Origin of the sequence: Noviherbaspirillum denitrificans, from assembly GCF_002211445.1 — a bacterium.
GTDB lineage: Bacteria > Pseudomonadota > Gammaproteobacteria > Burkholderiales > Burkholderiaceae_D > Noviherbaspirillum > Noviherbaspirillum denitrificans.
Genome location: NZ_LSTO01000001.1, coordinates 4,802,822 through 4,828,775 on the forward strand (window position 1 = coordinate 4,802,822; position 25,954 = coordinate 4,828,775).

A 25,954-nucleotide genomic window follows, 5' to 3' on the forward strand; every position below is an offset into this window, starting at 1 on the left:
GGGCGATGCCCGTTGTACCGCTTGCCACGATGAGGCCGACGACCCGAAGCTGCTGGCGATCGGCAAGAGCAAGCACGGCACCAAGGGCGACAGCCGCACGCCGACCTGCCGAGACTGCCACAAGGAAAGCGACAAGCACGCGGACTACAAGGGCAAGGACAAGCCGCCCAAGACCGATATCTATTTCTCCAAGGATTCCACCGTCCCGCCGAAAGAGCGTGATGCCGTTTGCCAGTCCTGCCACCAGGGCGGCAACCGCATGCATTGGGAAAGCAGCGCGCACTCCGCCAACGGCGTGACCTGCACGTCCTGCCACAAGGTCCATACCCAGCACGACAAGGTTCGCGACAAGAAGGAACAGACCGAAGTCTGCTTCACCTGCCACAAGAACCAGCGTTCCGAATCGTACAAGGCTTCGCACCACCCGATGCGTGAAGGCAAGGTCGCCTGCTCGAGCTGCCACAACACCCACGGTTCGTCCGGTCCGAAGCAGCTCATCAAGAACACCGTGAACGAGACCTGCTACATGTGCCACACCGAAAAGCGCGGTCCCTTCCTGTGGGAGCACCCGGTCGCCAGCGACAACTGCATGAATTGCCACAACTCGCACGGTTCGAACAATCCGTCCCTGCTGAAGGCGCGCCAGCCGTACCTGTGCCAGCAGTGCCATGACTTCACACAGCACCCCGGCAACCCGTACAGCGGCCGCGGCCTGCCGACGACCGCCGGCGGCACCGCTCCGGCCCAGCAGCTCCTGCTGCGCAGCTGCGCAAGCTGCCACACGCAGGTCCACGGCACGAATCATCCGTCCGGCGCACGCTACACACGCTAATCGCGAAGGAGAAAAACATGAGCACCAAGTTTGAACCGCGTCTCGTACGCACCATCCTCGCGGTTTCCATTGCAGCCATCGGTACGGCAGCATGGGCGCAAGATGACGAAATCCGCGAACTGATCACCCCGACCAGCACCGTCGAAGTCGGTGTCGGCTATGTGTCGGACAACAGCTTCAAGTTCGGCGACTACACCGGCCTGAACCGTAACGGCGCCCACCTGATCGGCAACATCGAGCTGAACCGCCGCTTCAACGACGGTCCCGGTTACTTCATCCTGAAGGGACGTGACCTCGGCCTGGATTCGCGCAGCCTCAACATCGAGACGGGCGAGCAGGGCAACTACGGTTTCCGCCTGTCCTACGACGAAATCCCGAAGCTGTTCTCGGACACCTACCAGACGCCGTTCGTCAATCCGGGCAGCACCGACCTGCGCCTGCCGGCCGGCTTCGTGCGCGGTGCGACGACCACTGCCATGCCGACGCTGAGCGCCAGCATGCGTCCGTTCTCGGTCGACTCCAAGCGTGAAGCGATCGGTCTCGGCTTCGGCAAGCAGTTGCCGGCGGGCTGGGACGTGGACCTGCGCGTCAAGCGCGAGCACAAGGACGGCAACCGTTTCACCGCGGCCGTCATCGGCAACAGCGGCGGCAACCCGCGTGCAGCCATCGTGCCGGAACCGGTCGATTACACGACCGACGAGATCGAAGCGCTGGCCCGTTATACCGACAAGAAGCTGCAGCTGCAGTTCGGCTACTACGGCTCGTTCTTCCGCAACCAGAACAATGCGCTGACCTGGCAGAACCCGTTTGCCTCCTCGGTATGGGTTGCAACCACGACGCCGGGCGTCTCCGCCTACAACCAGGGTTCGCTCGGCCTGCCGCCGGACAACCAGTTCCACCAGATCAATGCATCCGCCGGCTACACGCTGACCAAGGACACCCGCGTGTCCGGCAGCCTGAGCTTCGGCCGCATGCTGCAGAACGACGGCTTCCTGCCGTACACCGTCAACGCGGGCCTGGCTTCGACGATCACCGCGCCGCTGCCGCGCGCCTCGCTCGACGGCCGTATCGATACCACGCACCTGGACATGAAGATTGCGTCGGCACTGACGCCGCAGCTGAGCTTCCACGGCCTGTATCGCTATGACGACCGCGACAACAAGACGCCGCAGGCTGCGTACATGTACATCGGCGGCGACTCGCAGGGCCAGCCGGCTGCCGGTCTCGGCAAGCTGCGCACCAACCTGCCGGGCAGCAGCACCAAGCAGCAGATCGACGCCGAGTTCGACTACCGTTACACCACCAGCACCACCTTCAAGCTGGGCTACGACTACGACTGGGCGAAGAAGACCTTCGAAGCGATCAAGGACGAGCGCGAGCACACGATCAAGGCTGACGTGCACCAGCACTTCAACGACATGGTGTCGGGCGGCTTGGGCTACGCGTATTCCGACCGCAAGACGTCCGCGTACGATGCATCCGCGCCGTTCACCGCCACGTTCTCGCCGGCTTACGTCGCCACCCAGGCAACCGCAACGCTGCCGCTCAACGGCCTGTGGGACAACGTGCCGGCACAGAAGAAGTTCTTCATGGCGCCGCGCAAGCGCGACAAGGTCAAGGCTTTCCTGAATGTCACGCCGACGGAAAGCGTCGACCTGCACATGGACGTCGACTACAAGGATGACGATTACCACGCATCCCAGTACGGCCTGCAGCGCGCGACGGGCTGGGCAGTCAACCTCGACGCCTCGTACCGCGCAACGGATGCACTGTCCGGCCACGTCTTTACCTCGGTCGACCGCTACAGCACCGGCCAGCGTTCCATCGCGCTGGGCGGCAACAGGGCAGTGGTCACCGATCCGCGCTTCGACTGGACCGCGGGCATCGTGGATCGCACGATCTCCTTCGGCGCTGGCCTGCGTTATGCACCGGCCCGCAAGTACGAACTCGGCGGCGACCTGGTACGTGCCAACTCGACCGGCAGCGTGACTGTCTGGACCGGCCCGTCGATCGCGGCGGCCTCCCAGGCAACCCCGTTGCCCGACCTGAAGACCCGCCTGTCGCGTGTCGACCTGTTCGGCACCTACAAGCTGCAGAAGGACGTGTCGGTCAAGGTGAAGTACATCTTCGAACGCTACAACGCATCCGACTGGGCAATCGACCAGGTGGCACCGGCGACGCTTGCCAACGTCATCGGCACCAACGAAACCACCCCGAACTACAACGTGCATTTCGTCGGCGTATCGCTCTCTTATCAGTTCTAACACGGCCCAACGGGCACGGCGCAAGCCGTGCCCGGCATGCCTCCCACCTGATCTGCGTCAAGTTTCTGGCGCGAAACTTGCATAGTCCGGGCGGCATGCCGAAAACGGCCAAACCCAGGACATCATGAATACCCTGTCTGCATTACGAGAAAAAATCAGAGGGCCGCTGGCTTCCATCCGGACATGGGTGGTCGCGGCGGCCGTCTGCATGACCGGCGCCCTCGTCACGCTGCCCGCGGAAGCGGCGCCCCCCAAGATGGACAATGCCAGCTGCCAGGACTGCCACAACGGCAAGAAGGGCAAGCTCGAAGCGAAGAACGCCGATGGCGAAAAGCGGGAATTGTTCATTATCGAAAATGAGAAATTCCGCAAGGGCGTCCACGCAAAGATGGAATGCGTGGCCTGCCACACCGAGATCGTCGACAGCAAGGCCAATCACAAGATCGACGCCAAGGCCAAGAAGCCGGATTGCGCAAGCTGCCACGAAGACCTCTGGGCCAAGGCCAAGAAGGATGGCAAGGCCAAGGAGAAGGCACGTCTCGGCACGGTGGTCGAGAACGTCGACGCCTACAAGAAGTCCTTCCACGCGAAGGAAAACCAGGACGATGAGACCAAGGTCAACGCGACCTGCACGCAGTGCCACAACACGCACACCTTCGACATTCCGGCCAAGGGCACGGAAGAGCGCAAGGAATGGCGCCAGAACGAGCCGTCCGCCTGCGGCAAGAGCTGCCACGAAGACCAGTTCGACGAGTTCGAGGGTTCCATCCACGGCGATAAGCTGCTCAATGAAGGCGAAACCAAGGCCGCGACGTGCTCCGACTGCCATACCGCGCACTCGGTCGGCAACACCTCGGCCGTGACCTTCAAGCAGAAGGTGCTGGAAACCTGCGGCGACTGCCACGACGACCAGTTCAAGTCCTACGAGCGCACGCAGCACGGCAAGCTTGCCACGCATGCCGGCGGCAATACCGTGCGCTGCATGGATTGCCATGGCAGTCACGGCATCTTCCTTGTGACCAAGCTGAAGGACCCGCGCAAGATGGTCGCGCAGGACAACAAGATGTGCATCTCCTGCCATACTTCTGACAAGAAGTTCGAGAAGTACGCGCCGATGAAGACCGGCGGCAAGGCGGGCGAGAAGATCGAACGTCCGGACCTGGACGAGCAGCACAAGTGGCTGCCAAACACCAAGCTGCACTGGAAATCGGTCCGCTGCATCGACTGCCACACCTCTGCGAAGGCAGACATGTCGCACGAGATCCTTGGCGAGAAGAAGGCGGAGCGCATGTGCGTGACCTGCCACACCAAGGACTCGCAGCTGGCAACGCGCCTCTACCGCCATCTCGCGGACGAGGAAAAGCAGAAGTTCGGTTTTGCCAATAGTGTCATCCTGTCGAACTCCTACGTGATCGGCGCCACCCGCCATCCGCTGCTCGACACGCTGATCATCGCCATGGCGGCGCTGACCTTCCTCGGCGTCCTTGGCCACGGCCTGATCCGCTATCTTGGCGCAAAGAAGAGAAGGAACAACGCAAAATGAGTGAACGCATCTATCTGCTGCCGCTATGGCTGCGCCTGTGGCACTGGACGAACGCCTGCCTGATCATCACCCTGGCCGTCACCGGCATCAGCCTGCATTTCGCTGCGCCGGGACGTTTCCTGGTGGAGTTCTCGCTGGCCGCGCGCATCCACGACATCGCCGGCGTCACGCTGGCCTGCGCGTACACGTTCTACTTCCTGATGAACATCTTCACGGGCAACGGGCTCCAGTACTTCCCGCGCTCGCCGGTGATCGCCGGCTGCATCAAGCAGGCGAAGTTCTACATGTGGGGCATCTTCAAGGGCGAGCCGCATCCATATGCGGTGACCAAGGAAACCAAGTTCAACCCGCTGCAAGCTTTGCTGTATTGGATGATCATGTACATGGTGCTGCCGGTCGTCATCATCACCGGGTTGATTTACTTCTTCCCGTCTGTTGCGCCGGAGAAGCTGTTCGGCATGGACGGGCTGCTGCCTGTTGCCTTCCTGCATTTCGCCAGCAGCGCTGCCATTTTCCTGTTTTTGATCGGCCACGTGTACCTCGCCACAACCGGCGAGAAGCCGACCTCGATGATCAAGATGATGCTGACGGGCTGGCACGAACACACCGAACACCATTGAAGCAAACCGCTGTATTTGAAAGGAGTAACGCCATGAAAACGATCGCCATCAAACTGGCCCAGGTCTTTGCCATCAGCGCCGTGCTCGCCGTGCCGGCGCACGCCGCCCTGTCCGAGGGAGACGTCGAGCCGTACCTGAAGAAGCAAGGCTGCTTCAAGTGCCATGCCATCGACAAGACCAAGAAGGGCCCGTCGTACAAGAAGATCGCCGAAAAGCTCAAGGCCAAGCCGGATCCCGAAGGTGCAATCGTCAAGAACCTGACCACCAGCCCGAAGGTGAAGCTTGAAGACGGCACGGAAGAAGAGCACAAGGAAATCGAAACCAAGGACAAGGCGGACCACAAGGCAATCGCCAACTGGATCCTGACCCGCTGATTGACCTTCCCGTCCTGCGCAAAGGGACGGGATCCTGTTTCCGCCGATGGCGGAACCGGACAAAAAGAAGGTCAACAGACCCGCAAAAGAATCGCAGCGAGAGCAGCGTTCGGGACCGGCTTGCCGGTCCCTTTTCATTTGGGGCTCCGGAGTGACCGGTCGTTCCATTTTTGATTTGACTGATACAGATCAATTGCACTACAGAAATCCAATTTCCCTGTAATTCCGCCGTAAGTATCCCTCCCTAATGTACGGATATTGTCCAGGGGCAATAAAAATAACCCAGCCCCGCGCCCCGACAAAGACCAGCCAATTCTAGGAGGCTCCATGTTTTCCAACATGACATTTACTATCGGGAAGAAGCTCGGCGTGCTTGCGGCAACGGCGGCGCTAGGCATCTTGCTGCTGATTGCGTTTTTCGTGGTGACCGAACGCTCGCTGGTGCTCGAGGAGCGCAAGGCCAGCGTGCGGCAGGCAGTGGAAGCTGCCCATAACATCCTGGTCTACAACCACAGCCTCGCAGCCAAGGGCGTGATCAGCGAGGAAGACGCCAAGCGCAATGCAATGGCGGCCATCAAGGCCTTCCGCTATGGCGACGGCGACTATTTCTGGATCAATGACATGCAGCCTAAGATGGTCATGCATCCGATCAAGCCGGAACTGGACGGCAAGGACCTGTCGCAGAACAAGGACCCCAAAGGCAAGCCGCTGTTCGTGGAGTTTGTCGAGATGGTGAAAAAGAACGAAGCCGGCTTCGTTTTTTACATGTGGCCGATGCCGGGCACCGATGTCGATGTCGAAAAGGTGTCGTACGTGAAGGGCTTTGCGCCCTGGGGCTGGGTGGTCGGCACCGGTGTCTACCTCGACAAGATCAATTCCATGGTGTGGAAGCGGTCGATCAGCTTCCTGATTTTTGCCTTCGTCACGATGGGCGTGCTGCTCGTGATCTGCTACTTCGTCTCGCGCAGCATCACCCGTCCGATGGCCCACGCGATTCGCGTCGCGCAATCGGTGGCTGCGGGCGACCTGTCGACGACGATCGAAGTGCGCAACCGCAACGAAACCGGCCAGCTCATGCAGGCGCTCAAGGACATGAACGCCAGCCTCGCGCGCACCGTGGAACAGGTGCGCACCGGCGCGCATACCATTGCCGCCGCATCGGGCCAGGTGGCGGCCGGGAATTTCGACCTCTCTTCGCGCACCGACATGCAGGCACGGGCGCTGGCCGATACCGCATCAACGATGAAGCACCTGACCGATACCGTTGACCAGAATGCGGGCAACGCGCAACAGGCAAACCAGCTTGCCGCGTCCGCGTCGGAAGTGGCGACCAAGGGCGGTGCGGTGGTGACGCAGGTGATCGCGACAATGGGTTCGATCAACGATTCGTCGAAGAAGATCGTCGACATCATCGGGGTCATCGACGGTATCGCCTTCCAGACCAATATCCTCGCGCTCAATGCGGCCGTGGAAGCAGCGCGGGCAGGCGAGCAGGGCAAGGGTTTCGCGGTGGTTGCGACCGAGGTGCGCAACCTTGCCCAGCGCAGCTCGGCGGCAGCCAAGGAAATCAAGTCGCTGATCGGCGACTCGGTTGAAAAGGTCGATATCGGCAGCCGGCTGGTGGACCAGGCGGGCGCGACGATGGATGAGATTGTCGCGAGCGTCAAGCGCGTGACCGACATCATGAGCGAGATCACCGCAGCCAGCCAGGAGCAAAGCCACGGCATCGATCTGGTCAATCGCGCGATTGCCGAGATGAACGAGGTGACGCAGCAGAATGCGCAGCTGGTCGAGCAGGCGGCAGCCGCGGCGGAAAGCATGCAGGAAGAGGCGGGCAACCTTGCCGGGCTGATCAATGTGTTCAAGTTTGGCGGCAGCGAGGTGCGCGAGCCTGCGCCGGTAGTGCCGTTGCGCCAGACTGTATTGAACGATGCGCCGCAGGTCCGTCGTATTGCGAATGGATGAGCAAGGGCCGCACGCGGTAGAGCGGGGTGAAACCCGCCGTCCGTCTTCTCCAGGCATCACTCGATACCCGTAAGTACTAGCCCCGCTCCTCAGCCGAGGAGCGGTTTTTTTTTCACATCGGCGCGGCCTGGCAGCGATTGCGCCCGGCCTTCTTTGCCTCATAGAGGCAGGCATCGGCTGCCGCGATCAGGCTGGACGATTCCATGCCACGCTGCGGAATCACCGCGCTGATGCCCAGGCTGGCAGTCACCACCGATGCGGTGGGCGAGGCCTCGTGGGGGATGGCGAGCTCGCGCACCTTGTCCAGAAGCCGGCTTGCCACTGTGACAGCGCCGTCGACATCTTCATGCGGGAGAAGGATCGCAAATTCCTCGCCGCCATAGCGCGCAATGAGATCGGGAGGACGACGCAGGCAGGTCTCCATGCCTTGGGCGACGTCGGCCAGGCAACGATCGCCGGCAAGATGGCCGTAGCGGTCGTTGTAGAGCTTGAAGTGGTCGATGTCCGCAAGGATGAGCGCCAGCGGCAGTCCGGAGCGCTCGCAGCGTTTCCACTCGCGCTCAAGGACGTCGTCAAAGCAGCGCCGGTTCGCCACGCGGGTCAGCCCGTCGGTCATCGTCATCGCGCGCAGCAAGTCGCCTTGCTGCTTCAGGGCCAGGTGCGTGCGCACGCGGGCACGAACGACAGCGGCGTTGAGCGGCTTGTTGATGAAATCGACGGCGCCGGCTTCCAGCGCGCCGGTTTCGTCGTCAGGGCTGTCGAGCGCGGTCACGAAAATGACCGGAATATCCCGTGTTTCCGGCATGTCCTTCAGTGCCGCGCAGGTTTCGAAACCGTCCATGCCGGGCATCAATGCATCGAGGAGGATCAGGTCCGGCGGTTGCGTCCTGGCCATCTCCAGCGCCTTCATGCCGTCGCGTGCAAAGACCACCTTGTGTTCGTCCTGGAGCAAGCGGTGCAGGAAGTGGATGTTCTCCATCGCATCATCGACGATCAGGATGCGGCCGCGCGGCGGTGTCATGTCTTGCTTCATGCTTGCGCGCCTTTTCCCATCGTCGCCATGAGGTCCTTCAGAAGTTGTTCCGCTTCCTCGAATTCGAGCGCCTCGATCGCCCGCGCGACGGCATCAGCGCGATCGCTGCCCGCTTCGCGCACCAGTTCGTCGCGCAGGGAGCGGAAGACATCGAGCGCGTCCAGATCGCTTTCCTCCAGCCTGCGCAGCAGGCCGGCGAGCGCCGTATGCAGGTCGGCGGGATGGCTGGAAGGCTCCTGCGAGGGCGCCGGGGAGGGCAATCGTTGTACGGAGTCGAGAATGACCGCAACTGCGGATTCGAGCGAGGCTACCAGGTCCGTCAAGCCTTCATGTCGGCCGTTCGCAAGCGCGGACTCGAGCGTCGCCGCCACCCGCGCGACATCGACCGCGCCGAGGTTCGCTGCCACGCCGCTGATCTTGTGTGCGAGGCCGCACGCATCGGCATGCGCACCGGTTTCCAGGAGCCGGCGGATTTCCGCGGGTGTTTTTTCGTAGCCGGACGCAAACTGCTTCATCAATGCGACCCAGAACGCGACGTCGCCATCCAGCAGTGTGAGGGCATTGCGGGCGTCGATGCCGGGCAGGTCTTCGGCAATGGCGGGCGCGTTCCTGTTCAAGGGTTCGGCGCTCGTACCAGGGCGCATGTATGCCGATGCATGTGCCAGCAGTGTGTCGATCATTTCGTCGACATCAATCGGTTTGGCGATATGCGCGTTCATGCCCGCCGTCCGGGATTTCTCGCGGTCCTCTGTCATGGCATTGGCGGTCATCGCAATGACCGGCAGGTCCGTCAGGCCGAGTTCGTTGCGGATCATGCGCGTGGCTTCATAGCCGTCCATCAACGGCATCTGGATGTCCATCAGCACGGCGTCGTAGCGACCGCTGTCTTCGGCAAGCGACTGGACCGCCTTTCGTCCATCGCACGCGACGTCGACCTCGGCGCCTGCATTGCGCAGGAACGTGCGGGCGACCTTCTGGTTGATCTCATTGTCCTCGACCAGCAGCAAGCGCATTCCGGCAAGACGCCCGGCGATCGGGACGGAGGTGGCCGCCTGCCGTTTCGGCAGCGCGACAATGCCCTCCGCGTGCTTGAAGCGGGCGGTGAACTGGAAGCAGCTGCCGACGCCGGCTTTGCTGCTGAACGATATCGCGCCGCCCATCAACGCCACCAGCCGGCTGCAGATGGCGAGTCCCAGGCCGGTGCCGCCATAACGGCGGCTGGTCGAACTGTCAGCCTGCGAGAATGCATGGAACAGCCGCTCCTGGTGCTCGGGCGCGATGCCGATGCCGGTATCCTGCACCGAGAATTCGAGCAGCACACCGTCTGCGGACGGCAGGGTGCGCACGGCGATGCCCACCTGTCCGCGTTCGGTGAATTTCACCGCGTTGCTGGCCAGGTTGAGCAGCACCTGGCGCAGCCGCATTGCATCGCCGACGAGCATGCGGGGCACATCGCTGCCGAGATGGATGTGGACGTCGATGCCTTTGTCACGTGCGTTCGGCGACACGATGGCCGAGGTGTCGGCGAGGACATCGTCCAGCGAGAAGGGCGCTTCTTCCATTTCAAGACGTCCCGCCTCGATCTTCGAAAAATCCAGGATGTCGTTCAGGATGCCGAGCAGCGAGCGCGCGGAGACGCCGATCTGCTCCACATACTCCCGGCCCTGGGCATCGAGCGCCTCATCCTCCAGCAGGCGGGCGAGGCCGAGGATGGCGTTCATCGGAGTGCGGATCTCGTGGCTCATGTTCGCCACGAACTCGCTCTTGGCGCGATTCGCGGCTTCCGCACGGTCGCGTTCCTTGGCCAGGCGGCGGCCTTGTTCTTCCAGTTCGGCGCGCACTTCCGCCAGCCGGCGTTCATCCTGCACGCGGCGGGTGACGTCGTGGATGATGGCAAGGATCAGGGGGCGGTTCTGCAGGCGGACCGGCCCAACGTGCAGCTCGACAGTACGGATGCTGCCGTCGGCGAGGCGGTGCTCCGCCAGGCATCGGCTTTGTCCCTGCGACATGGCGGTTTGCAGACGCGCCCGGACGACCTCTGCCGATTGGGGAGTGATGTCGGTGGCGTTCATTCGCCGCAACTGTTCGAGCGGGTAGCCATAGAAACCGGCAGCCGTAGGATTGGCATCGATGATCTGCCCGGTATCGGGGTCCACCAGCAGCTGGATGGCGGCAACCGCATTGAACATTTCACGGAAGATCTCGGTGCGTTCAAGTTCCTCCCTGGCGCTGTCGCGCTCCGCCGTGCGCGTCGAGAGCAGGCAGGATGTCGCATTGATGGCGTCGGCAACCTCGGCTGCCTCGCGTACATGGAGCGTTGGAAAGGACACCCGTTCCCCGTTGCCCAGCGCAAGGGCAGGGCCGGTGAGCGCGCGTATCGAGCTGGCGATGCGCCCGCCCATGCTTGCCGCCAGGCCCAGCCCGATGGCAAACAGGGCGATGATTCCAAGGGCCAGGCGTGCGAGCGAGTCCTTGAACTCTGCTTCCAGGTCCTCGCGCGGGATGCCGATGCCGACGCTCCAGCCGGTGGCCGGTGAGCGGCTGAAGACCGAAAACACCGGAATGCCTTCCCGGGTGACAGTGTTCATCGCGCCCTCGCGGACTTCGGCAATCCTGCGGATGTATTCCGTGGTGCCTTTTTGCCCGACGAACTGCTCTGGACTATGGGTGCGCGCGACGATCGTGCCGGTCGTATCGAAGATTGCCGCCACCCATTTCGGCGGCAGGGACTGGGTGTGCAGGATCGCGTCAAATTCCTTCGGATGGATGCCGATGCTCAGCACGTACTCGACCTTGCCGTTGATGAATACCGGCACGTCGATGCTCATGACATAGCGGCCCGTAACCGCCCCTAAGAAGAGGTCGGACACCACCGGTTTGCCGGTGGCGAGCACTTTGTTCAAGATGCTTGGGTTGCCATGGCGCGGCAAGGGTTCACCGAATTCCTTCAGTGTGTTCATGACCTGTTGGCCGGTCACATCGCTGAGGACAAAATTGGTCGCGGGCGAGGCGACTTGAAGGAGATGGCGGGCGCGCCGCTGGAAACTCGCCATGTCTCCTTTTGCCAGGCTGTTCGCGGTCGACAGGGATTGCGCCGCGACCTGTGCGTTCAGGATATAGGCGTCGACTGTCTGGGTCAGCGCACGCGCGGTCCGGATCGTGTCCTTTTCGAGCTGCTTTCTGCCGGACTGGAAGTCGTGATAAAAAAGGATCCCCGCGCCGATGAATCCCGGCACAAGGCAGGCAAAGACGAGAAATCCAAGGAGGGCGCGTACCGACCAGCGCGGCCTGGCGGCGGTTGCTCCGCCATCTGCATCTGTCATTGGCAGTTTTATCGCCTTGCGGCGCTGAACAGGCAATCCTGGCGGGTGCAACGTGGTGCAGTGGATGTGGCGTCTTCGGCAGCGGCGCCGGACGGTGCTGCCTGCTGCCGCGTGCACCAGGAGAGCAGGGGATTCAGGCGGATCCACTCGGGGCGGCAATCATGCTCGCTGCCTTCTGTGCGAATCGGGATCATTGCGTTTCCTTCATCTGTTCGGCGACTTCATTCTTCAGCCGCGTATCGTTTTCAAGCAGTGACAGCACGTCATCGCCGCTCACCGGGCGGCTGAACAGGTAGCCCTGCATCATGTCGCAATCGTATTCCTTCAGGAAGGCGAGCTGCTCCGGCGTTTCCACGCCTTCCGCGACCACCCTCAGCTTCATGCTGTGCGCCAGCGCGATCACCGCTGTGACGATCGCGCGATCGTCGGGGTCGGTGTGGATGTCGCGCACGAAGGACTGGTCGATCTTGAGGATCTGGATCGGCAGGCGCTTGAGGTAGGACAGTGAGGAGTAGCCGGTGCCGAAGTCGTCGATCGAGATCTGCACGCCCATGCCGTGCAGCTTGTCGAGCACGGACGCTGTCTGCGAAGTGTCGTCCATCAGGATGCCCTCGGTCAGCTCGACCTCGAGCAGGGACGGAGGCAGGTCGTGCTGCTCCAGGATTTCCGCGATCGTTTCCGCCAGATCGCCCTGGTGGAACTGGCGTGCCGACAAGTTAACCGCCACCCGCATCGGCAGTCCGGCCACCTGCCACGCCTTGGCCTGCGCGCAGGCAGTACGCAGGATCCAGTCGCCGATCTGCACGATCATGCCGGTCTCCTCCGCCAGCGGGATGAACTGCGCCGGCGAGATCATGCCGAACTCGGGATGGCGCCAGCGGATCAGCGCCTCGGTGCCGCGGATCTTGCCGGTGATGACGTCGACCTGAGGCTGGTAGTGCAGCATGAATTCGTTGCGCTCGATGGCCCAGCGCATCGCGCTTTCCAGGCGCAGGCGCTGCATCATCGCCGCGTTCATGTCGTCAGTGAAGAACTGGAAGTTGTTGCGGCCCAAATCCTTTGCCTTGTACAGCGCGATATCGGCATTCTTGATCAGCGCGTCGGCGTCGGACGCGTCGTTCGGGTAGAGCGTCACACCGATGGAGGTGGTGACGTAGAGTTCGTGACCGAACAGGTGGAAGGGTTCCTTCAGCACATCCAGCAGCTTTTCCGCCATGCGTGCCATGTCTTCCGGCTGGTGGATTTCCAGCGCGATCAACGCGAATTCGTCGCCACCCATGCGCGCCAGCGTGTCACCCTGGCGGCAGCTGTTGAGCAGGCGCGCGGCCACGGCCTTGAGCAGGGCATCGCCGATTTCGTGGCCCAGCGTGTCGTTGACTGTCTTGAAGCGGTCGAGGTCGAGCAGCATCAGCGCGAATGCGTTGTCCTTGCGGTGGCGCATCGCGGCTGCCTGGTGCAGGCGGTCGTTGAACAGGCGGCGGTTGGGCAGGCCGGTGAGCGGATCGTGGAAGGCGAGGTGGCGAATGGTCTGCTCGGTCTGCTTGCGCTCGCTGATGTCTTCCGTCACGGCGACGAAGTGCGTGATGTTGCCCTGCTCATCCTTGAGGGGCGAGATCACTTCCAGGCACCAGTACATTTCGCCGTTCTTCTTGGTGTTGTGCAGTTCACCCGTCCACTCCTTGCCGGACTGGATGGTTTCCCAGAGGCGCTTGTAGGTTTCCGGATGGGTCTCGCCCGATTTGAGGATGCGTGGCGTCTTGCCGATCACTTCGTCGGCGGTGTAGTCGGTGATGCGCGTGAACCAGGGATTGACGTATTCGATGATGCCGAAGCGGTCGGTGATGACGACGGCGTTGGCGCTCTGCTCGACCGCACGCGACAGCTTGCGCAGGTTGTCTTCGGTCTTCTTGCGCTGCGCTTCGCGTTCCATGTTCTCCAGCGCGAAGGAGACGTCTTCGGTCATTTCCTCGAGCAGGCGCAGTTGCGCGTCGTCGAAATAATCCGGTTCGTTGGCATACAGGCTGAACATGCCGGCGACGCGGTCGCCGATGCGCAGCTGCAGGAAGACGTGCGCCTTGAAGCCGGCCGACTCGGACTGCGGGCAGATGGCAGACCAGTGTGGATGGTTCTGGATATTGCTGCTGCAGACCTTGAAGATGGCGCCGTTGAGCGCGTCGAACTTGGCCGACAGGCAGGCGTGGATCGCTTCGTCGCACTCCGGCAAGGTGGCATCCTTGCCGCATTTCGCGACCCAGCTCCACCCGCCGGTGACCGGGTCGAGCATGGCAATGCGCGCGAGCGGAAAGCCGCCGAGCTCGACGGCGACATGGCAAATCTCGTCGAGCAGCGTTTCGCGGTCGGTGATCCGGACGATGGCGGCATTGGTATGGCTGAGCACGCTGTACATGCGGTTGATATGCGCGAGGTCGTTCTGGGCGCGTTCGCGCTCCGCGATCTCGTTGGTCAGCGTGCGGTTGGCTTCGGCCAGGTCCTGTGTGCGTTCCGCGACTTCGCGCCGCAACAGCAGCGGCTGCTTGAAAGTGGCATGGGTGAACATGGACACCAGCAGGCTGGCCAGCAGCACGATCGCCGTCAGCACCAGCGACAGCGAGGCTTCCAGCCAGCCGTCGGTCGGCGCGATGCTGAGGTACCACTTGCCGTTCGGCACATCGATGGCACGCACCACGGGATCTTCCAGCGGGGCAGTGCCGGAGCGTGCGAAGACGCGCGATTCCCCCGTAGTGGAACGGACATGGGACAGTTCGTACTCGTATCCGGCCTTGCCCAATTCCGCCAGGCCGCTGCGCTCGATCAGTTCGGCCACGCCGATGACTGCGGTGGCGAATCCCCAGAACTGTTCCTGGTCGTCCGAACCGTGCATGTAGATGGGCAGGCGGCCGATGACGGCTTGCCCGCCCTGAAGCAGCTCGAGGGGACCGGCAAGCGTGAGCCGCCGGGTTTCAATGGCCAGGAAGGCCTCCTTGTTGCGGTTCGGATCCTTCAGCAGGTCGTGGCCGATGATCTGCGCATTCCCGACAAAGGGAACGACGTGCGACACCACGCCGCCCTTGGCGAGCTGCAGGCTGCTGATGCCGCCGTACATCTGCAGCATTTCGGTGGCCAGTGCGTCGAAGTTGTTGATGTTGCCGCCGTTCTGCCGCAGGACCGAGGCGAGGGCATAGGTGCCGGACAGGCAGTGGTTGAGGCGTTCCTGGAGGGCGGCGACGTGGTTGCCGGCCAGGATCTCGGCTTCCTTGTGCTGGCGCACCACGTGCAGGTGCGAGTACATCGAGTGGAAGGCGATGCCCAGCAGCAGCGCGATGACGAAGGAGAGGGCGGTGAACAGGCGCAAACGGAATCGAAGCTTGGATTCATCCCTGGTCTGGCCCATCAGGGCAGTCACAATTCCATTCATTCTTCCTGGCTCCGGCCCGACCGTGCGGATACAGGCATCCAATACCCTGCAGCATGAGTGCCAGGCATGTTATTCAACAAGCAAGTATCCCAGTAGCGTGCCACGGAACGTGATTCCCACTATTTCTTTCTGACAGAAGCTTTCTTGCAAGCATGGTTCGTGCCTGCGGCAAGTGTGTGGGTGCATCGCGCCGCGGCTTTTGATTTCTGCCCGTCCCTCCGGCGCGAACAGGATACGGCGGGGCGGGGCTTTCCCAATTTCGGGAAAGCCCCGTATTTGCTACGCCGCCAGACGCGGCCGATCCCGCTCAACGGGGATGGCCACTACTTCCGCTGCCGGCTTCTGCTGTGCTAATTCCTGCAAACGGAAAACGCTGACCATTTCCGCCAGCTTTGCCGCCTGGTTCTGCAGGGATTCGGCCGTCGATGCTTCTTCTTCCACCAGCGCGGCATTACGCTGGGTGACCTCGTCCATCTGGGCGATCGCCTTGTTCACCTGCTCGATGCCGGAGCTCTGCTCCATGCTGGCCGCGCTGATGTCGCCCATGATGTCGGTCACCCGCTTCACGCTGGCCACGATCTCGCTCATGGTTTCGCCGGCCCGGTCCACGAGGTGCGCGCCAATGTCGATCTTTTCGACGGAATCGGAAATCAGGTCCTTGATTTCCCGCGCTGCCGCGGCGGAACGCTGGGCGAGCTGGCGCACTTCCGACGCCACCACGGCGAAGCCCTTGCCCTGTTCGCCGGCGCGCGCCGCCTCGACGGCGGCATTGAGGGCGAGGATGTTGGTCTGGAAGGCGATGCCGTCGATGACGGCAATGATGTCGACGATCTTGCGCGCCGAATCGTTGATCGAACCCATCGTGCCGACCACCTGGGAGACCACGTCGCCGCCCTTGACCGCCACTTGCGACGCCGATGCGGCCAGCTGGTTGGCCTGGCTGGCATGGTCGGCATTCTGGCGCACGGTGCTGGTCAGCTCTTCCATGGCGGCTGCGGTTTCCTGCAGCGAGCTGGCGCCTTCCTCGGTACGTGCGGCGAGGTCGAAGTTCGACGACGCGATCTGGCTGGAGGCCGCCGCGATCGTATCCGTGCCTTCGCGGACCTTGCTGACGATTTGCTGCAGGCTGTCATTCATATCCCGCAGCGCGCGCAGCAGCTGGCCGGTTTCATCGTCGGAGTCGACTTCGATCTTGCTGGTGAGGTCGCCGGCGGCAACCGTCTTGGCAATCGAGACAGCGCGTTCGAGCGGGCGGGTGATGCTGCGGGCAATCAGCACGCAGATGGTCAGGAGGATGCCGGCGAGGACCAGCGCGCCGGCGGAAAAGGAGATGAGCCGGCTGATGAAGGTTTCCTGCACGCTGTCCATATAGACGCCGGAACCGATGATCCAGCCCCAGGGCGCAAAGCCCTTCACATAGGACACCTTGTTCCCGATTTCCGAGCTGCCCGGCTTGTTCCAGACATAGGGCACGAAGCCGGCGCCGTCGGCCTTGACTACCTTGACCATCTCCTGGAACAGGAGCTTGCCGGCCGGGTCCTTGTTGGCCGTGAGGTCAGTGCCGTCCATTTCGGGCTTGAAGGGGTGCATGACCATGCGCGGGTGCATGTCATTGATCCAGAAGTACTCCTTGCCGCTGTAGCGCAGCGCCTTCACGGTATCCATTGCGGCCCGCTTGGCGTCCTCTTCGCTCATCGCGCCCTTGGCGGCGAGCTCATGGAAGCGCGCCAGGATGCCATGTGCCGCTTCGACGGTCTGGCGCACGCTGGCTTCGCGCTCGCTCAGGATCAGCCGGCGTTCGGACTGGAGGAAGACTGCGGTCAGGATGACGACGCCGAGCGTCGCGCAACCGGCCAGGAGCCATAGTTTTTTTGCAATATTCAGGTGCAGCAGCCTCTCTATCTTGGTCATGTGTCTTCTTTTCCTTCTTCTTGTACTTGAATGGTGGACATGCGTCAGGCCGTTCGATCGCAGAGGATGATCCTGTGGCCGGACGGACTTGTTGGCCATGCAACATCCGGGCCAGAACGGATAGGACTCGCCAGTGCGGCGGGTGCCGGGCCGCGATCCGGGGAAAAGAAGACGTGCCGCTTAAGCGGCGACCGCCCTGGGCTTGCCTTCGGCGATCAGCTTTGCCGCGGCTTCGGCGGGCACTGGCCGGCCGAGCAGGTAACCCTGGCCGACAATGCCCTTGTACTGTCTGAGCAGGTTGTATTGCGCGCGGTCTTCGATGCCTTCGGCGATCACGCGCAGTCCGAGCTTGTTGGCCATCGCGATGATGGCACCGACGATCGCCGCGTCGTCCTGGTCGGTCGCCAGGTCGCGCACGAAAGTGCGGTCGATCTTGAGCGCGTGGATCGGCAGCTTCTTCAGGTAAGCCAGGGAGGAGTGGCCGGTGCCGAAGTCGTCGATCGAGAACTGGACGCCGAGTTCGGCAAGCGCGTGCATGATCGCAATGCTGGCTTCGAGGTTCTGCATGACCACCGTTTCGGTGATTTCCAGCTCCAGGCAGAAATGCGGCAGGCCGCTTTGCTGCAGGGCGGCGGACACCTGCGCGCCAAGGTCGGTGTGCTGGAACTGCCGGCCCGACAGGTTCACCGCCATCATGCGGTGGCCGGGATGCTCGTGGCGCCATTTCTGGGCCTGGGCGCACGCGGTATGCAGTACCCAATCGCCGATCGGCACGATGAGGCCGGTTTCCTCGGCGATGCCGAGGAAGGCATCCGGCGCCAGCAGGCCGCGCTCGGGATGACGCCAGCGCAGCAGCGCTTCAAATCCGACCAGCTTGCCGCTGTCGCAGTCGAATTGCGGCTGGTAGTGCAGCTCCATCTCGTCGCGCTCGAGCGCCTTGTGCAAGGCCGTTTCCATCGTCAGCCGCTGGCTGGCCGCATTGCCCAGTCCTTCGTCATACAGCTCGAACCACGATCCGCCGGCGCCCTTGGCGCGGTACATCGCCATGTCGGCGTTCTTGAGCAGGATTTCGATATTGTTTCCGTCTTCCGGATAGACGCTGATGCCGATGCTGACCGAGACGAAGACTTCCTCGCCGTTGAGCATGAAGGGCGGGTGGAAGGCATCGAGGATCTTCTGCGCGACATTGCCCGCATCCTTGCCGTCCGCGATTTCGGAGAGGACGATGGTGAACTCGTCGCCGCCCATGCGCGCCACCGTGTCCGACTCGCGCACGCTGCCCCGCAGCCTGTGGGCCGCCTGCTGCAGGAGCTGGTCGCCGGCGTCGTGGCCCATGCTGTCGTTGATGAGCTTGAAGCGGTCGAGGTCGAGGAACATCACCGCGAAGTGGTAGTCCTTGCGCCGCTTGGCAATGCCCAGCACCTGGTTCAGCCGGTCGGTGAACAGCACGCGGTTGGGGAGGTCGGTCAGCTGGTCGTAATAGACCTGGTGCAGGATGCGTTCTTCCGCCGACTTGCGCTCGGAAATGTCACTGAATACGCCGACAAAGTTGCAGACATTGCCAAGGTCATCGACCACGCGGCTGATGTTGAGCCACTGCGGGTAGATGTCGCCGTTCTTGCGGATGTTCCAGATCTCGCCCTGCCACTTGCCTTGCTCGCTGATCGAGCGCCACATCTCGTCGTAGAACTCGCGCGACTGGCGGCCCGAACTGAGCAGGCGCGGATTGCGGCCGAGCACCTCTTCGCGCGCATAGCCGGTGATGACGCTGAAGGCGCTGTTGACCGTCAGGATGTCGCCTTTGGCATCGGTGATGGCGATGCCTTCGAGGGAGTTCTCGAAGGCCTGGTTGGCCAGCCGCATCGACGTCTCTGCTGCCTTGCGGCGCGTGATGTCGCGGATGGTGAGCTGTACTGTCCGCCGTTCGCCGAGCAGGGCGACATCGATCGCCAGCTCCGCGGGGAATTCGTGGCCGTCCGAGGACCTGAAATGCCACTCGAAGCGCTGCGGGCCGGACTTCAGGCTCTCGTCCAGCCGCGCGCGCAGGGCGGGGGCGGACAGCGTACCGTCGGGCTGCCTTTCCGGTTGCAGGCGGTCGAGTTCGACGTCTGCTTCGGTCGGCGCCGCGGGCAGTGCGAACTGCCGGATGGCGGCGCGGTTGATGTCGGTGACCCGGTCGTTGTTGATCAGGATGACGCCGTCGTTGCTGGCTTCGAACAGGGTGCGGAACAGCGCATGTTCGCGGTCCAATTCGGTGGACTTGCGGCGGCGCTCCATCGATTCGCGGTAGGTCAGCCAGGCTGTGACGCAGAAAAAGACGGTGGCCAGCAGCGACATCGCCAGCAGGGTGTTGCGGGCAGCGCGGTTATCGGCGACCGCCCTGTCGTAGGCTGTCTGTTCCGCCTGGATTGCCGGCGGGATGAGCTGGTGGAGCGTCGAGATCAGCTGGTTGTACAGCGGCAGCGTGGTATGGGTATGGAAGCGGTAAGCCTCCGCCGGATCGGACGCCATCAGGGTCATTGCATGCTGGCGGCTGGCAATGACGCGGGAATGCAGGTGGGCCACGTGCGCCCATTGTTCGGCACGCCTGGCATCGCCCTGCAAGCGGGTCATCAACGTGTCGAGTTCGGCATCGACGTGGTGGAGCAGCTCCTTGTCGGCCGGCGTCAGGTGCTGTTTCTTGAGGGCGTCGACGAAAACTGCCTGGCAACGGAGCATCAGGCGTTCGACATCTGCTACATCCTTGAGCACCGAACCGCTGCTGCGGTACAGGTATTCGAGGTCGCGCTCACCCTGGTACAGGCCCCACCAGCCGATATTGCTCATGAAGAAGCCGGACGCCGCCCCGACCAGGAACATGATCAGTAGGAGATTCGAAACGATCAGCTTGCGCATGGTGCGGGTCCCAGTGATGAAAACGCAACGGGAGAGACATCGCTTCGATATCGGCTGCGTACTCTTGCGGATCGGTACTGATGGTTCAATGCCGGTTCGCAAAAGGCTGAAACGTCGGGCCGGTAGGAGGGAGGAAAGCGCCGGAGCGCTTTCCAGGTACCGAATTACTTCGATGCGCCAACCATGTAGGCCACGGCTGCGGTCACGTCAGCGTCGGACAGGCCGCTGTTGCCGCCCTTGGCCGGCATCACGCCCTTGCCCTTGAGGGCGGCGGCGTTCAGTGCTGCGTTGCCTTGCGCAATGCGCGGGCCCCAGGCAGCCTTGTCGCCCAGCTTCGGAGCGCCGGCGGCGCCGGTGCCGTGGCATGCTGCGCAAGTTGCGTCATAGACTGCCTTGCCGTCAGCGGCAAAGGACTGACCAGCGATGACCAGCAGACCAGCTGCAACGGCGGTACCGACAAAACTCAATTTCATATCTTCTCCTAGGTATTCAAAAGCAAAGAGGGGGATGCAAAGCGGGAACTCTGCAGCTGCCATTATGCAATAAACATACCAATCGAATTGCCGTGCGGAAACGAACGCGCTGAAGCTAATGACCCATGTCTGGATCAAGTCATTCCCGAAAGCGGGAATTTCCAGGGTGGAATATTTCCAATTGCAGGAAAGGTCAGGGGGCTTTCGCTGTGGGCGCCGGCGCCGGTCCGGCGGCCACAGGATGGAAGGCGCGCGAAATGTAGGCGATCAGTGCCTCGATGTCGCTATCGTTCAAGACCGACTTCCACGCGGGCATGGAGGTGTTGGGCAGGCCTTCCTTGATGACGTTGGCAAGGCGGCCGGTGGTCATGGTGGACATGAATTCCGGAGCCGTCAGGTCGCGCGGGTGCGGTTCGAGGAAAGTGCCGATCCAGTTGCGCCCGGTGCCGTCGGCGGCGTGGCAGAAGGCGCAGTTCTGCTGGAACAGCCCTTCGCCCTTCTTTTCCTTCGCCGTGAGTCCGGCGACCTTGGGCACGCGATCGTGGATGTGGTAGGGCGTGGCGCTGGACACGCCGTCGACCTGCTTGGGCGGCCAGTCGCCGGGCTGGAAACCCATGCGCGGGTAGGACAGCGCGCGCGAATCCCAGGGAATGCCTTCGTTGTTCACCTTGGCGCGGTCATGGCAGCTGATGCAGGCAGTCATGAATAGCTTGCGGCCGGCGCGTTGTTCGGCTGTCAGCTTGTCGGACGGCGTGTCCAGCGTGATCTGGCCGGTCGCGAACGGGAAGGCCGGCGCATAGCGTTCGTGGTCGGCCCAGCCGTTTTCCTTGGTGTGGTAAGCCGTGTTGCGGGCCTTGGACACCATGAACTCCTGGCGGACGAAATCGGTGACCGCCGCGATCTCATGCGGGGCCAGGATGTCGTTGAAGCCCTTCATCGCGGTGCCAGGGCGGCCGTGGGTGACGGTTTCCAGCATCTTTTCCCGGCTCAGCTGGTCGAGCGAAAGCTTGGTGAAGTCGCGTGGCCGCGGCGTCAGGTAGGTGCTTGCAAGCGTCTGCGCGTTGCCGGAGTAGCCGTGGCAGAAGTAGCAGCGGAAGTTGTATACCTTGCGACCGAGGTCGAGGACTTCCTGCCTCGGCGCAGGCTCGGGCGCAGCCTTTGCCGCAGCCTGCGGCGCCGGCTGGTCGGAGCAGGCTGCCAGCGACAGCAGCAGCCCAAGCAATGCCAGTAATCTCATTCTTTACTTCGCAGCCTTTGCGGTGTCCGTCGGACGAATGAAGCGCGTGAACACGAATTCCGTCACGTCCGCGACTTCCTGTTCGGTCATCACCTTGCCCCAGGCCGGCATTTCCGTGCCCAGCTTGCCCTCGTTGACCGCCTTGAAAATGGCAGGGCGGTTGAGGTCGGCACGCGAGGCTTCGTGCAGGAAGTTGCGCGGCTTCGGGTTGATGAAGTAGGCGCGCGGTCCGCGGCCGTCGCCGGTGGCGCCGTGGCAGGTGGAGCAGTTGCTCATGAAGAAGGCGGCGCCTTTCATTGCATCGCCCTTCAGGCCCTTCGGCATTGCCGCGCTCATGTTGACCGGTGCCGCCGGCTTGGCTGCGGGTGCCGGTGCCGGCACGGGAGCCACTGTCTGCTGCATGGCAGCCTGCCCGGCGGGCAGGTGGCCGCGGTTGCCGGAGGTGGTGCCCGAGATGCCGGCTACGTCGCTCGATGCCATGAAGCCGGTACGGATGTAGTCGACCACGGCCTGGATGTCTTTGTCGCTGAGCTGCGACTTCCAGCCCACCATCGCGGTTTCGGGACGACCGTAGGTGACCGACTTGATCATGCGCTCGCGCGACAGTTCGGCCCGCGTGGCGGCGTTGGTGAAATCGCGCGGCGGCGGCATCAGGCTGCCCGAGGCGCGGCTCTTGCCGTTGCCGCGTTCGCCGTGGCACACCGAGCAGTACTCGGCGTAGACGACGCGGCCGCGGTTATTGCGGTCCGAGCTGGCGGCCGGCATGAAGGTGGTCCGCACGTAATCGACCACGCCTTCGATTTCTTTCTGTGTGAGCTGCGATTTCCAGGGAGTCATTGCCGTGCCCGACTTGCCGTTGGTGACGGTATTGATCATCTGTTCGCGCGTCAGCATGTAGGCGACGCCCGGATTCGTGAAGTCCTTCGGCGGCGGCACCATGCTGCTCTTGGCGCGGCTCTCGCCATCGCCGCGGTCGCCGTGGCAGACGGAGCAGTAGTTATGGTAGATCGCGGCTGGCGACATGTTGCCGTGCCTATCCCCCGCGACGGCCTCGGTGGCGGCCAAGCCGATAACGAGCAGACTGGCTGCACTGAAGAAAGTGTGTCCGGCGAGCTTGATGTGTTTTGTCATGTCTGGTGAGCGCGAAATGCTGTGCAGCAGTAAATAGTGGGTTCGAAGGAATGACGAGCGAGCTGAGCAAGAATGATGCCTGTTGTAAATCAGTCTTCCCACTTTTCCTGAGGGAAGCAAGGTGGTACGTTGCTTGCTAACCAGATTCGATTACGCAACTTGCGGTCCGTCCCCTTTGGGAAGTTTTCATAGAAGGATGCAAAGATGAGCATTAAATCGCTGGTTTCTCGTAAAGGCCTGCTGACAGCCGTTCAGGTGGTCGTTGTCCTGATGGTCGCTGCTTGTGGCGCGCCGGTCAAACGCGGCGACGCCCAACTGCCTGTTTTCCCGCCGCCGCCGGATGAGCCGCGCTTCATCTATGAGCGCACCATCTATTCCACCGCGGATGTCTCCAAGGAGGAGAAGAACGCGGACCTCAAGCGCATCCTCACCGGCTCGACCGAATCCGGCGATGGCATGGCCAAGCCATACGGCGTGGCGGTTTATCACGGACGCGTATTCGTGACCGATTCGGGTGGCCGTTCCGTGATCGCCTTCGATATTCCCAGCCAGAAAACGTTCAAATTGGGTGACACCGGCGACGGCACGTTGAACATGCCGCTCGGGATCGATACTGACGGCGAGGGGAATGTTTATGTCGTCGATGGCAGTGCGAAGCTTGTGCAGATGTATGACAAGGATGGCAAGTTCATCAAGACGCTCGCGGCGAATTCGCGCCTGTCGCGCCCCTCGGGCATCGCCGTCGATGCCGAAGGCAAGCGCATGTATGTCGTCGATACCGGCGCGGTGACCAACGAGAAGCATCGCATCATGGTGTTCGACATTCCCAATAACAAGCACCTGTTCGATATCGGCAAGCGCGGCTCGGCGGACGGGGAATTCAACCTTCCGCGTGACGTCACGATCGGTACTGACGGCTTGCTGTATGTGGTCGACGGTGGCAACTTCCGCGTTCAAGTCTTCAAGCCGGACGGCACCTTCGTGCGCGTGTTCGGTTCCATCGGACGACAGGGCGGCCAGTTCTCCCGTCCGAAGGAGGCGGCAATCGATCCGGATGGGAATATCTATGTGGTCGATGCCGCGTTCGGCAATTTCCAGATTTTCAATACCGAGGGCCAGCTCCTCCTCGCAGTTGGCGGTCGTTCCGAGAATGATGCGCCCGCCAAGTACATGCTGCCGTCCGGCATTGCCGTCGATGGCGATGGCCGTGTTTATATGGTGGACCAGTATTTCCGCAAGCTCGAGGTGTACCGTCCGGCGAAGCTTGCTGCAGACGCGGGATTTACCACCAAGAAGGGTGCGGCGGCAAAGAGTGCATCGGGTAACTGATGAGGACTTGATTTCGATGAGGTTTTGTCAAGTTCTTTCTTGTGGCTAGGAACTTGTTCTTGTAATCGGGAATGTGCCGCAAGGCACGAAAAACACGGAATCAATGGGTTTGGGAAAGAAGTAGGAGTAACGCCTATACAGAGGGGCGGCGTGAATGGAAATTCATGGCCGACCCTCGTGTTTACAGGGCTTGCAAAGGCTGTAAATCACTGCCGGGCCGTAATGGAATTCCTGATACGGGTCAATTCAATGTCTGGCATTGCTCTTGCTAGTTGTTGATTGCACTAAACGTTTTTAATCGGGAATCTTCCTCTCGGTGACTAATAATAGAAAGGCGGGTATTCAATCATGGGAACTCAATTTGGAAAGGGATTGGCGCAGGTTTTCCACCGCGCCACTTACGCGGCAGTCCTGGCTGTCGGTGCTCTGGGTCTGATGCAGGGTGCGGACGCGCAGGTCGTTGATACCAAGCACAACCTGTCGGCTACCGCTCCGGCGGCTGGTTCGCAGGGTGCGACTCGTGTGAACTACTACACGGGTGCGGGCGCAACGACTCAGGTCTGCGTTTTCTGCCATACGCCTCACGGCGCAGCTTCCGCAGCAGCACCGCTCTGGCAGCGTGTTGTGAAGGCTGACAACTACTACCAGACCTACGGTTCGGTCAATGCGTCGCCGACGATGGAAGCCGACCAGGCTAACGTCACCGTCGGTTCCGTCTCCCTGGCTTGCTTGTCCTGCCACGACGGTACCCAGGCGATCAACACCATGGCCAACAAGCCGGGTTCCGGCAACAACGCACTGGGCGGCGACTGGGCGGCGGGCAACAACCTGACCAACAGCGGCTTGTCCACAACCAGCATGGCCAACCTCGGTGGTGGTACGGTCGGTACGGACGGCAAGGACCTGCAAAACGATCACCCGATCGGCATCAAGTACGCTGGCGGCTTCACTTACTCCGTGTCGAACGGCGTGGTGACCAACAATGCGTTTGCCGACACGGCGTTCCGCTCGACGTCCTCGACGGTGGTCAACAACGTTCCGGTCTGGTACGTCGAGAAGGCTGCAGGTAACGTTGCAGGCCGCGACAAGAACGACATCCAGCTGTACACCCGTTCGACCGGCGGCGGCAACTACCAGCCGTACGTCGAGTGCGCAAGCTGCCACGATCCGCACGCCAACGCAGAACTCTTCATGCGTGTGCCGGTTGCCGGTAGCGAAATCTGCCTGACCTGCCACATCAAGTAACAAGCTGGTTTCAGGAAGTACGACGATCGGGGCAGGCAAGTTTCACTTGCCTGCCCCATCGCACAGAGGGGCGTTCCAGGAATGACGGTTCTTGCCGTTATTCCTGGAATGGATCCGGCGGACGACCTCCGCCAACAAGATTGAAAGGTAGCGCCGCCATGGAAAAATCGATTCGCAACGCCTGCCACACCGTTCTGCTGTCCGCACTGATAGGGGCGGGAATGGTGACGGCGGTACAGGCAGCGCCCAAGGCGCAAAAGCCGGCCGAGAAGCCCGCAGCCAAGGCGGCGCCCAAGTCCGCCCCCGAGGCTGTAGCACCCGTTGCCGCTCCGGCGCAGTCGAAAGATGCCGTCTTTGCCCGCCT

General features: G+C 62.2%; 17 protein-coding genes and 1 pseudogene. 9 read left to right on the forward strand and 9 right to left on the reverse strand.

Features of this window, described 5'->3' with window-relative positions; genetic code table 11:
* The 6 genes from AYR66_RS23340 to AYR66_RS30475 form a co-directional block, all read left to right on the forward strand.
* On the forward strand, positions 1–832 hold an 832-nt coding region (locus tag AYR66_RS23340), incomplete at its 5' end, for a DmsE family decaheme c-type cytochrome (RefSeq protein ID WP_206047257.1).
* 17 nt (positions 833–849) lie between these two features.
* Entirely contained in the window at positions 850–3,096 is a 2,247-nt protein-coding gene (locus AYR66_RS23345) for an MtrB/PioB family decaheme-associated outer membrane protein (protein WP_088709500.1), read from the forward strand.
* A 124-nt stretch (positions 3,097–3,220) separates the two neighbouring features.
* A complete protein-coding gene (locus tag AYR66_RS23350) occupies positions 3,221–4,639 on the forward strand; it encodes a cytochrome c3 family protein (protein WP_088709501.1) in 1,419 nt (472 codons plus the stop codon).
* Positions 4,636–5,259: a cytochrome b/b6 domain-containing protein gene (locus tag AYR66_RS23355; RefSeq protein ID WP_088709502.1), complete on the forward strand. Its 624-nt coding sequence runs from the start codon at positions 4,636–4,638 to the stop codon at positions 5,257–5,259. Before AYR66_RS23350 ends, AYR66_RS23355 begins: the two co-directional genes overlap by 4 nt.
* A 32-nt stretch (positions 5,260–5,291) precedes the next feature.
* Positions 5,292–5,633, forward strand: coding sequence for a c-type cytochrome (locus tag AYR66_RS23360; protein ID WP_088709503.1), 342 nt, complete (start codon positions 5,292–5,294; stop codon positions 5,631–5,633).
* A 327-nt stretch (positions 5,634–5,960) separates the two neighbouring features.
* A complete protein-coding gene (locus AYR66_RS30475; protein WP_088709504.1) occupies positions 5,961–7,598 on the forward strand; it encodes a methyl-accepting chemotaxis protein in 1,638 nt (545 codons plus the stop codon).
* A 112-nt stretch (positions 7,599–7,710) separates the two neighbouring features.
* On the opposite strand, the gene AYR66_RS23370 is transcribed toward AYR66_RS30475, so the two are convergent.
* The 9 genes from AYR66_RS23370 to AYR66_RS23405 all read right to left on the reverse strand — a co-directional run bounded on the left by AYR66_RS23370 (position 7,711) and on the right by AYR66_RS23405 (position 23,016).
* On the reverse strand, positions 7,711–8,631 hold the full coding sequence (locus tag AYR66_RS23370; RefSeq protein ID WP_206047258.1) for a diguanylate cyclase domain-containing protein: 921 nt from the start codon (positions 8,629–8,631) through the stop codon (positions 7,711–7,713).
* Positions 8,628–11,954, reverse strand: a complete 3,327-nt coding sequence (locus AYR66_RS23375) for an ATP-binding protein (protein ID WP_088709505.1) — start codon at positions 11,952–11,954, stop codon at positions 8,628–8,630. The genes AYR66_RS23370 and AYR66_RS23375 overlap by 4 nt, the downstream gene beginning before the upstream one ends.
* Before the next feature lie 8 nt (positions 11,955–11,962).
* Complete coding sequence (locus AYR66_RS28520) at positions 11,963–12,148, reverse strand: hypothetical protein (protein ID WP_141104130.1); 186 nt, start codon at positions 12,146–12,148, stop codon at positions 11,963–11,965.
* Entirely contained in the window at positions 12,145–15,369 is a 3,225-nt protein-coding gene (locus AYR66_RS23380) for an EAL domain-containing protein (RefSeq protein ID WP_088709506.1), read from the reverse strand. The genes AYR66_RS28520 and AYR66_RS23380 overlap by 4 nt, the downstream gene beginning before the upstream one ends.
* Before the next feature lie 279 nt (positions 15,370–15,648).
* Positions 15,649–17,280 (reverse strand): methyl-accepting chemotaxis protein, encoded by a 1,632-nt coding sequence (locus AYR66_RS23385; protein ID WP_088709507.1) that lies wholly within the window; start codon positions 17,278–17,280, stop codon positions 15,649–15,651.
* Positions 17,281–17,460: 180 nt separating this feature from the next.
* Entirely contained in the window at positions 17,461–20,175 is a 2,715-nt protein-coding gene (locus AYR66_RS23390; protein WP_088709508.1) for an EAL domain-containing protein, read from the reverse strand.
* 164 nt (positions 20,176–20,339) lie between these two features.
* On the reverse strand, positions 20,340–20,648 hold the full coding sequence (locus tag AYR66_RS23395) for a c-type cytochrome (protein WP_234814992.1): 309 nt from the start codon (positions 20,646–20,648) through the stop codon (positions 20,340–20,342).
* Between the two features lie 193 nt (positions 20,649–20,841).
* The gene (locus tag AYR66_RS23400) at positions 20,842–21,885 is read right to left on the reverse strand and encodes a c-type cytochrome (protein ID WP_088709510.1); all 1,044 of its coding nucleotides are present in this window, start codon (positions 21,883–21,885) and stop codon (positions 20,842–20,844) included.
* Positions 21,886–21,888: 3 nt separating this feature from the next.
* A complete protein-coding gene (locus tag AYR66_RS23405) occupies positions 21,889–23,016 on the reverse strand; it encodes a c-type cytochrome (RefSeq protein WP_088709511.1) in 1,128 nt (375 codons plus the stop codon).
* Positions 23,017–23,220: 204 nt separating this feature from the next.
* Between AYR66_RS23405 and AYR66_RS23410 the strand changes: the two genes are divergently transcribed.
* From AYR66_RS23410 to AYR66_RS29740, 3 genes and pseudogenes are all read left to right on the forward strand, one after another.
* The gene (locus AYR66_RS23410; RefSeq protein WP_088709512.1) at positions 23,221–24,345 is read left to right on the forward strand and encodes an NHL repeat-containing protein; all 1,125 of its coding nucleotides are present in this window, start codon (positions 23,221–23,223) and stop codon (positions 24,343–24,345) included.
* Between the two features lie 348 nt (positions 24,346–24,693).
* Complete coding sequence (locus AYR66_RS23415) at positions 24,694–25,590, forward strand: cytochrome c3 family protein (protein ID WP_088709513.1); 897 nt, start codon at positions 24,694–24,696, stop codon at positions 25,588–25,590.
* A gap of 158 nt (positions 25,591–25,748) precedes the next feature.
* A pseudogene (locus tag AYR66_RS29740) lies at positions 25,749–25,954 on the forward strand (hypothetical protein); the annotation flags it as partial.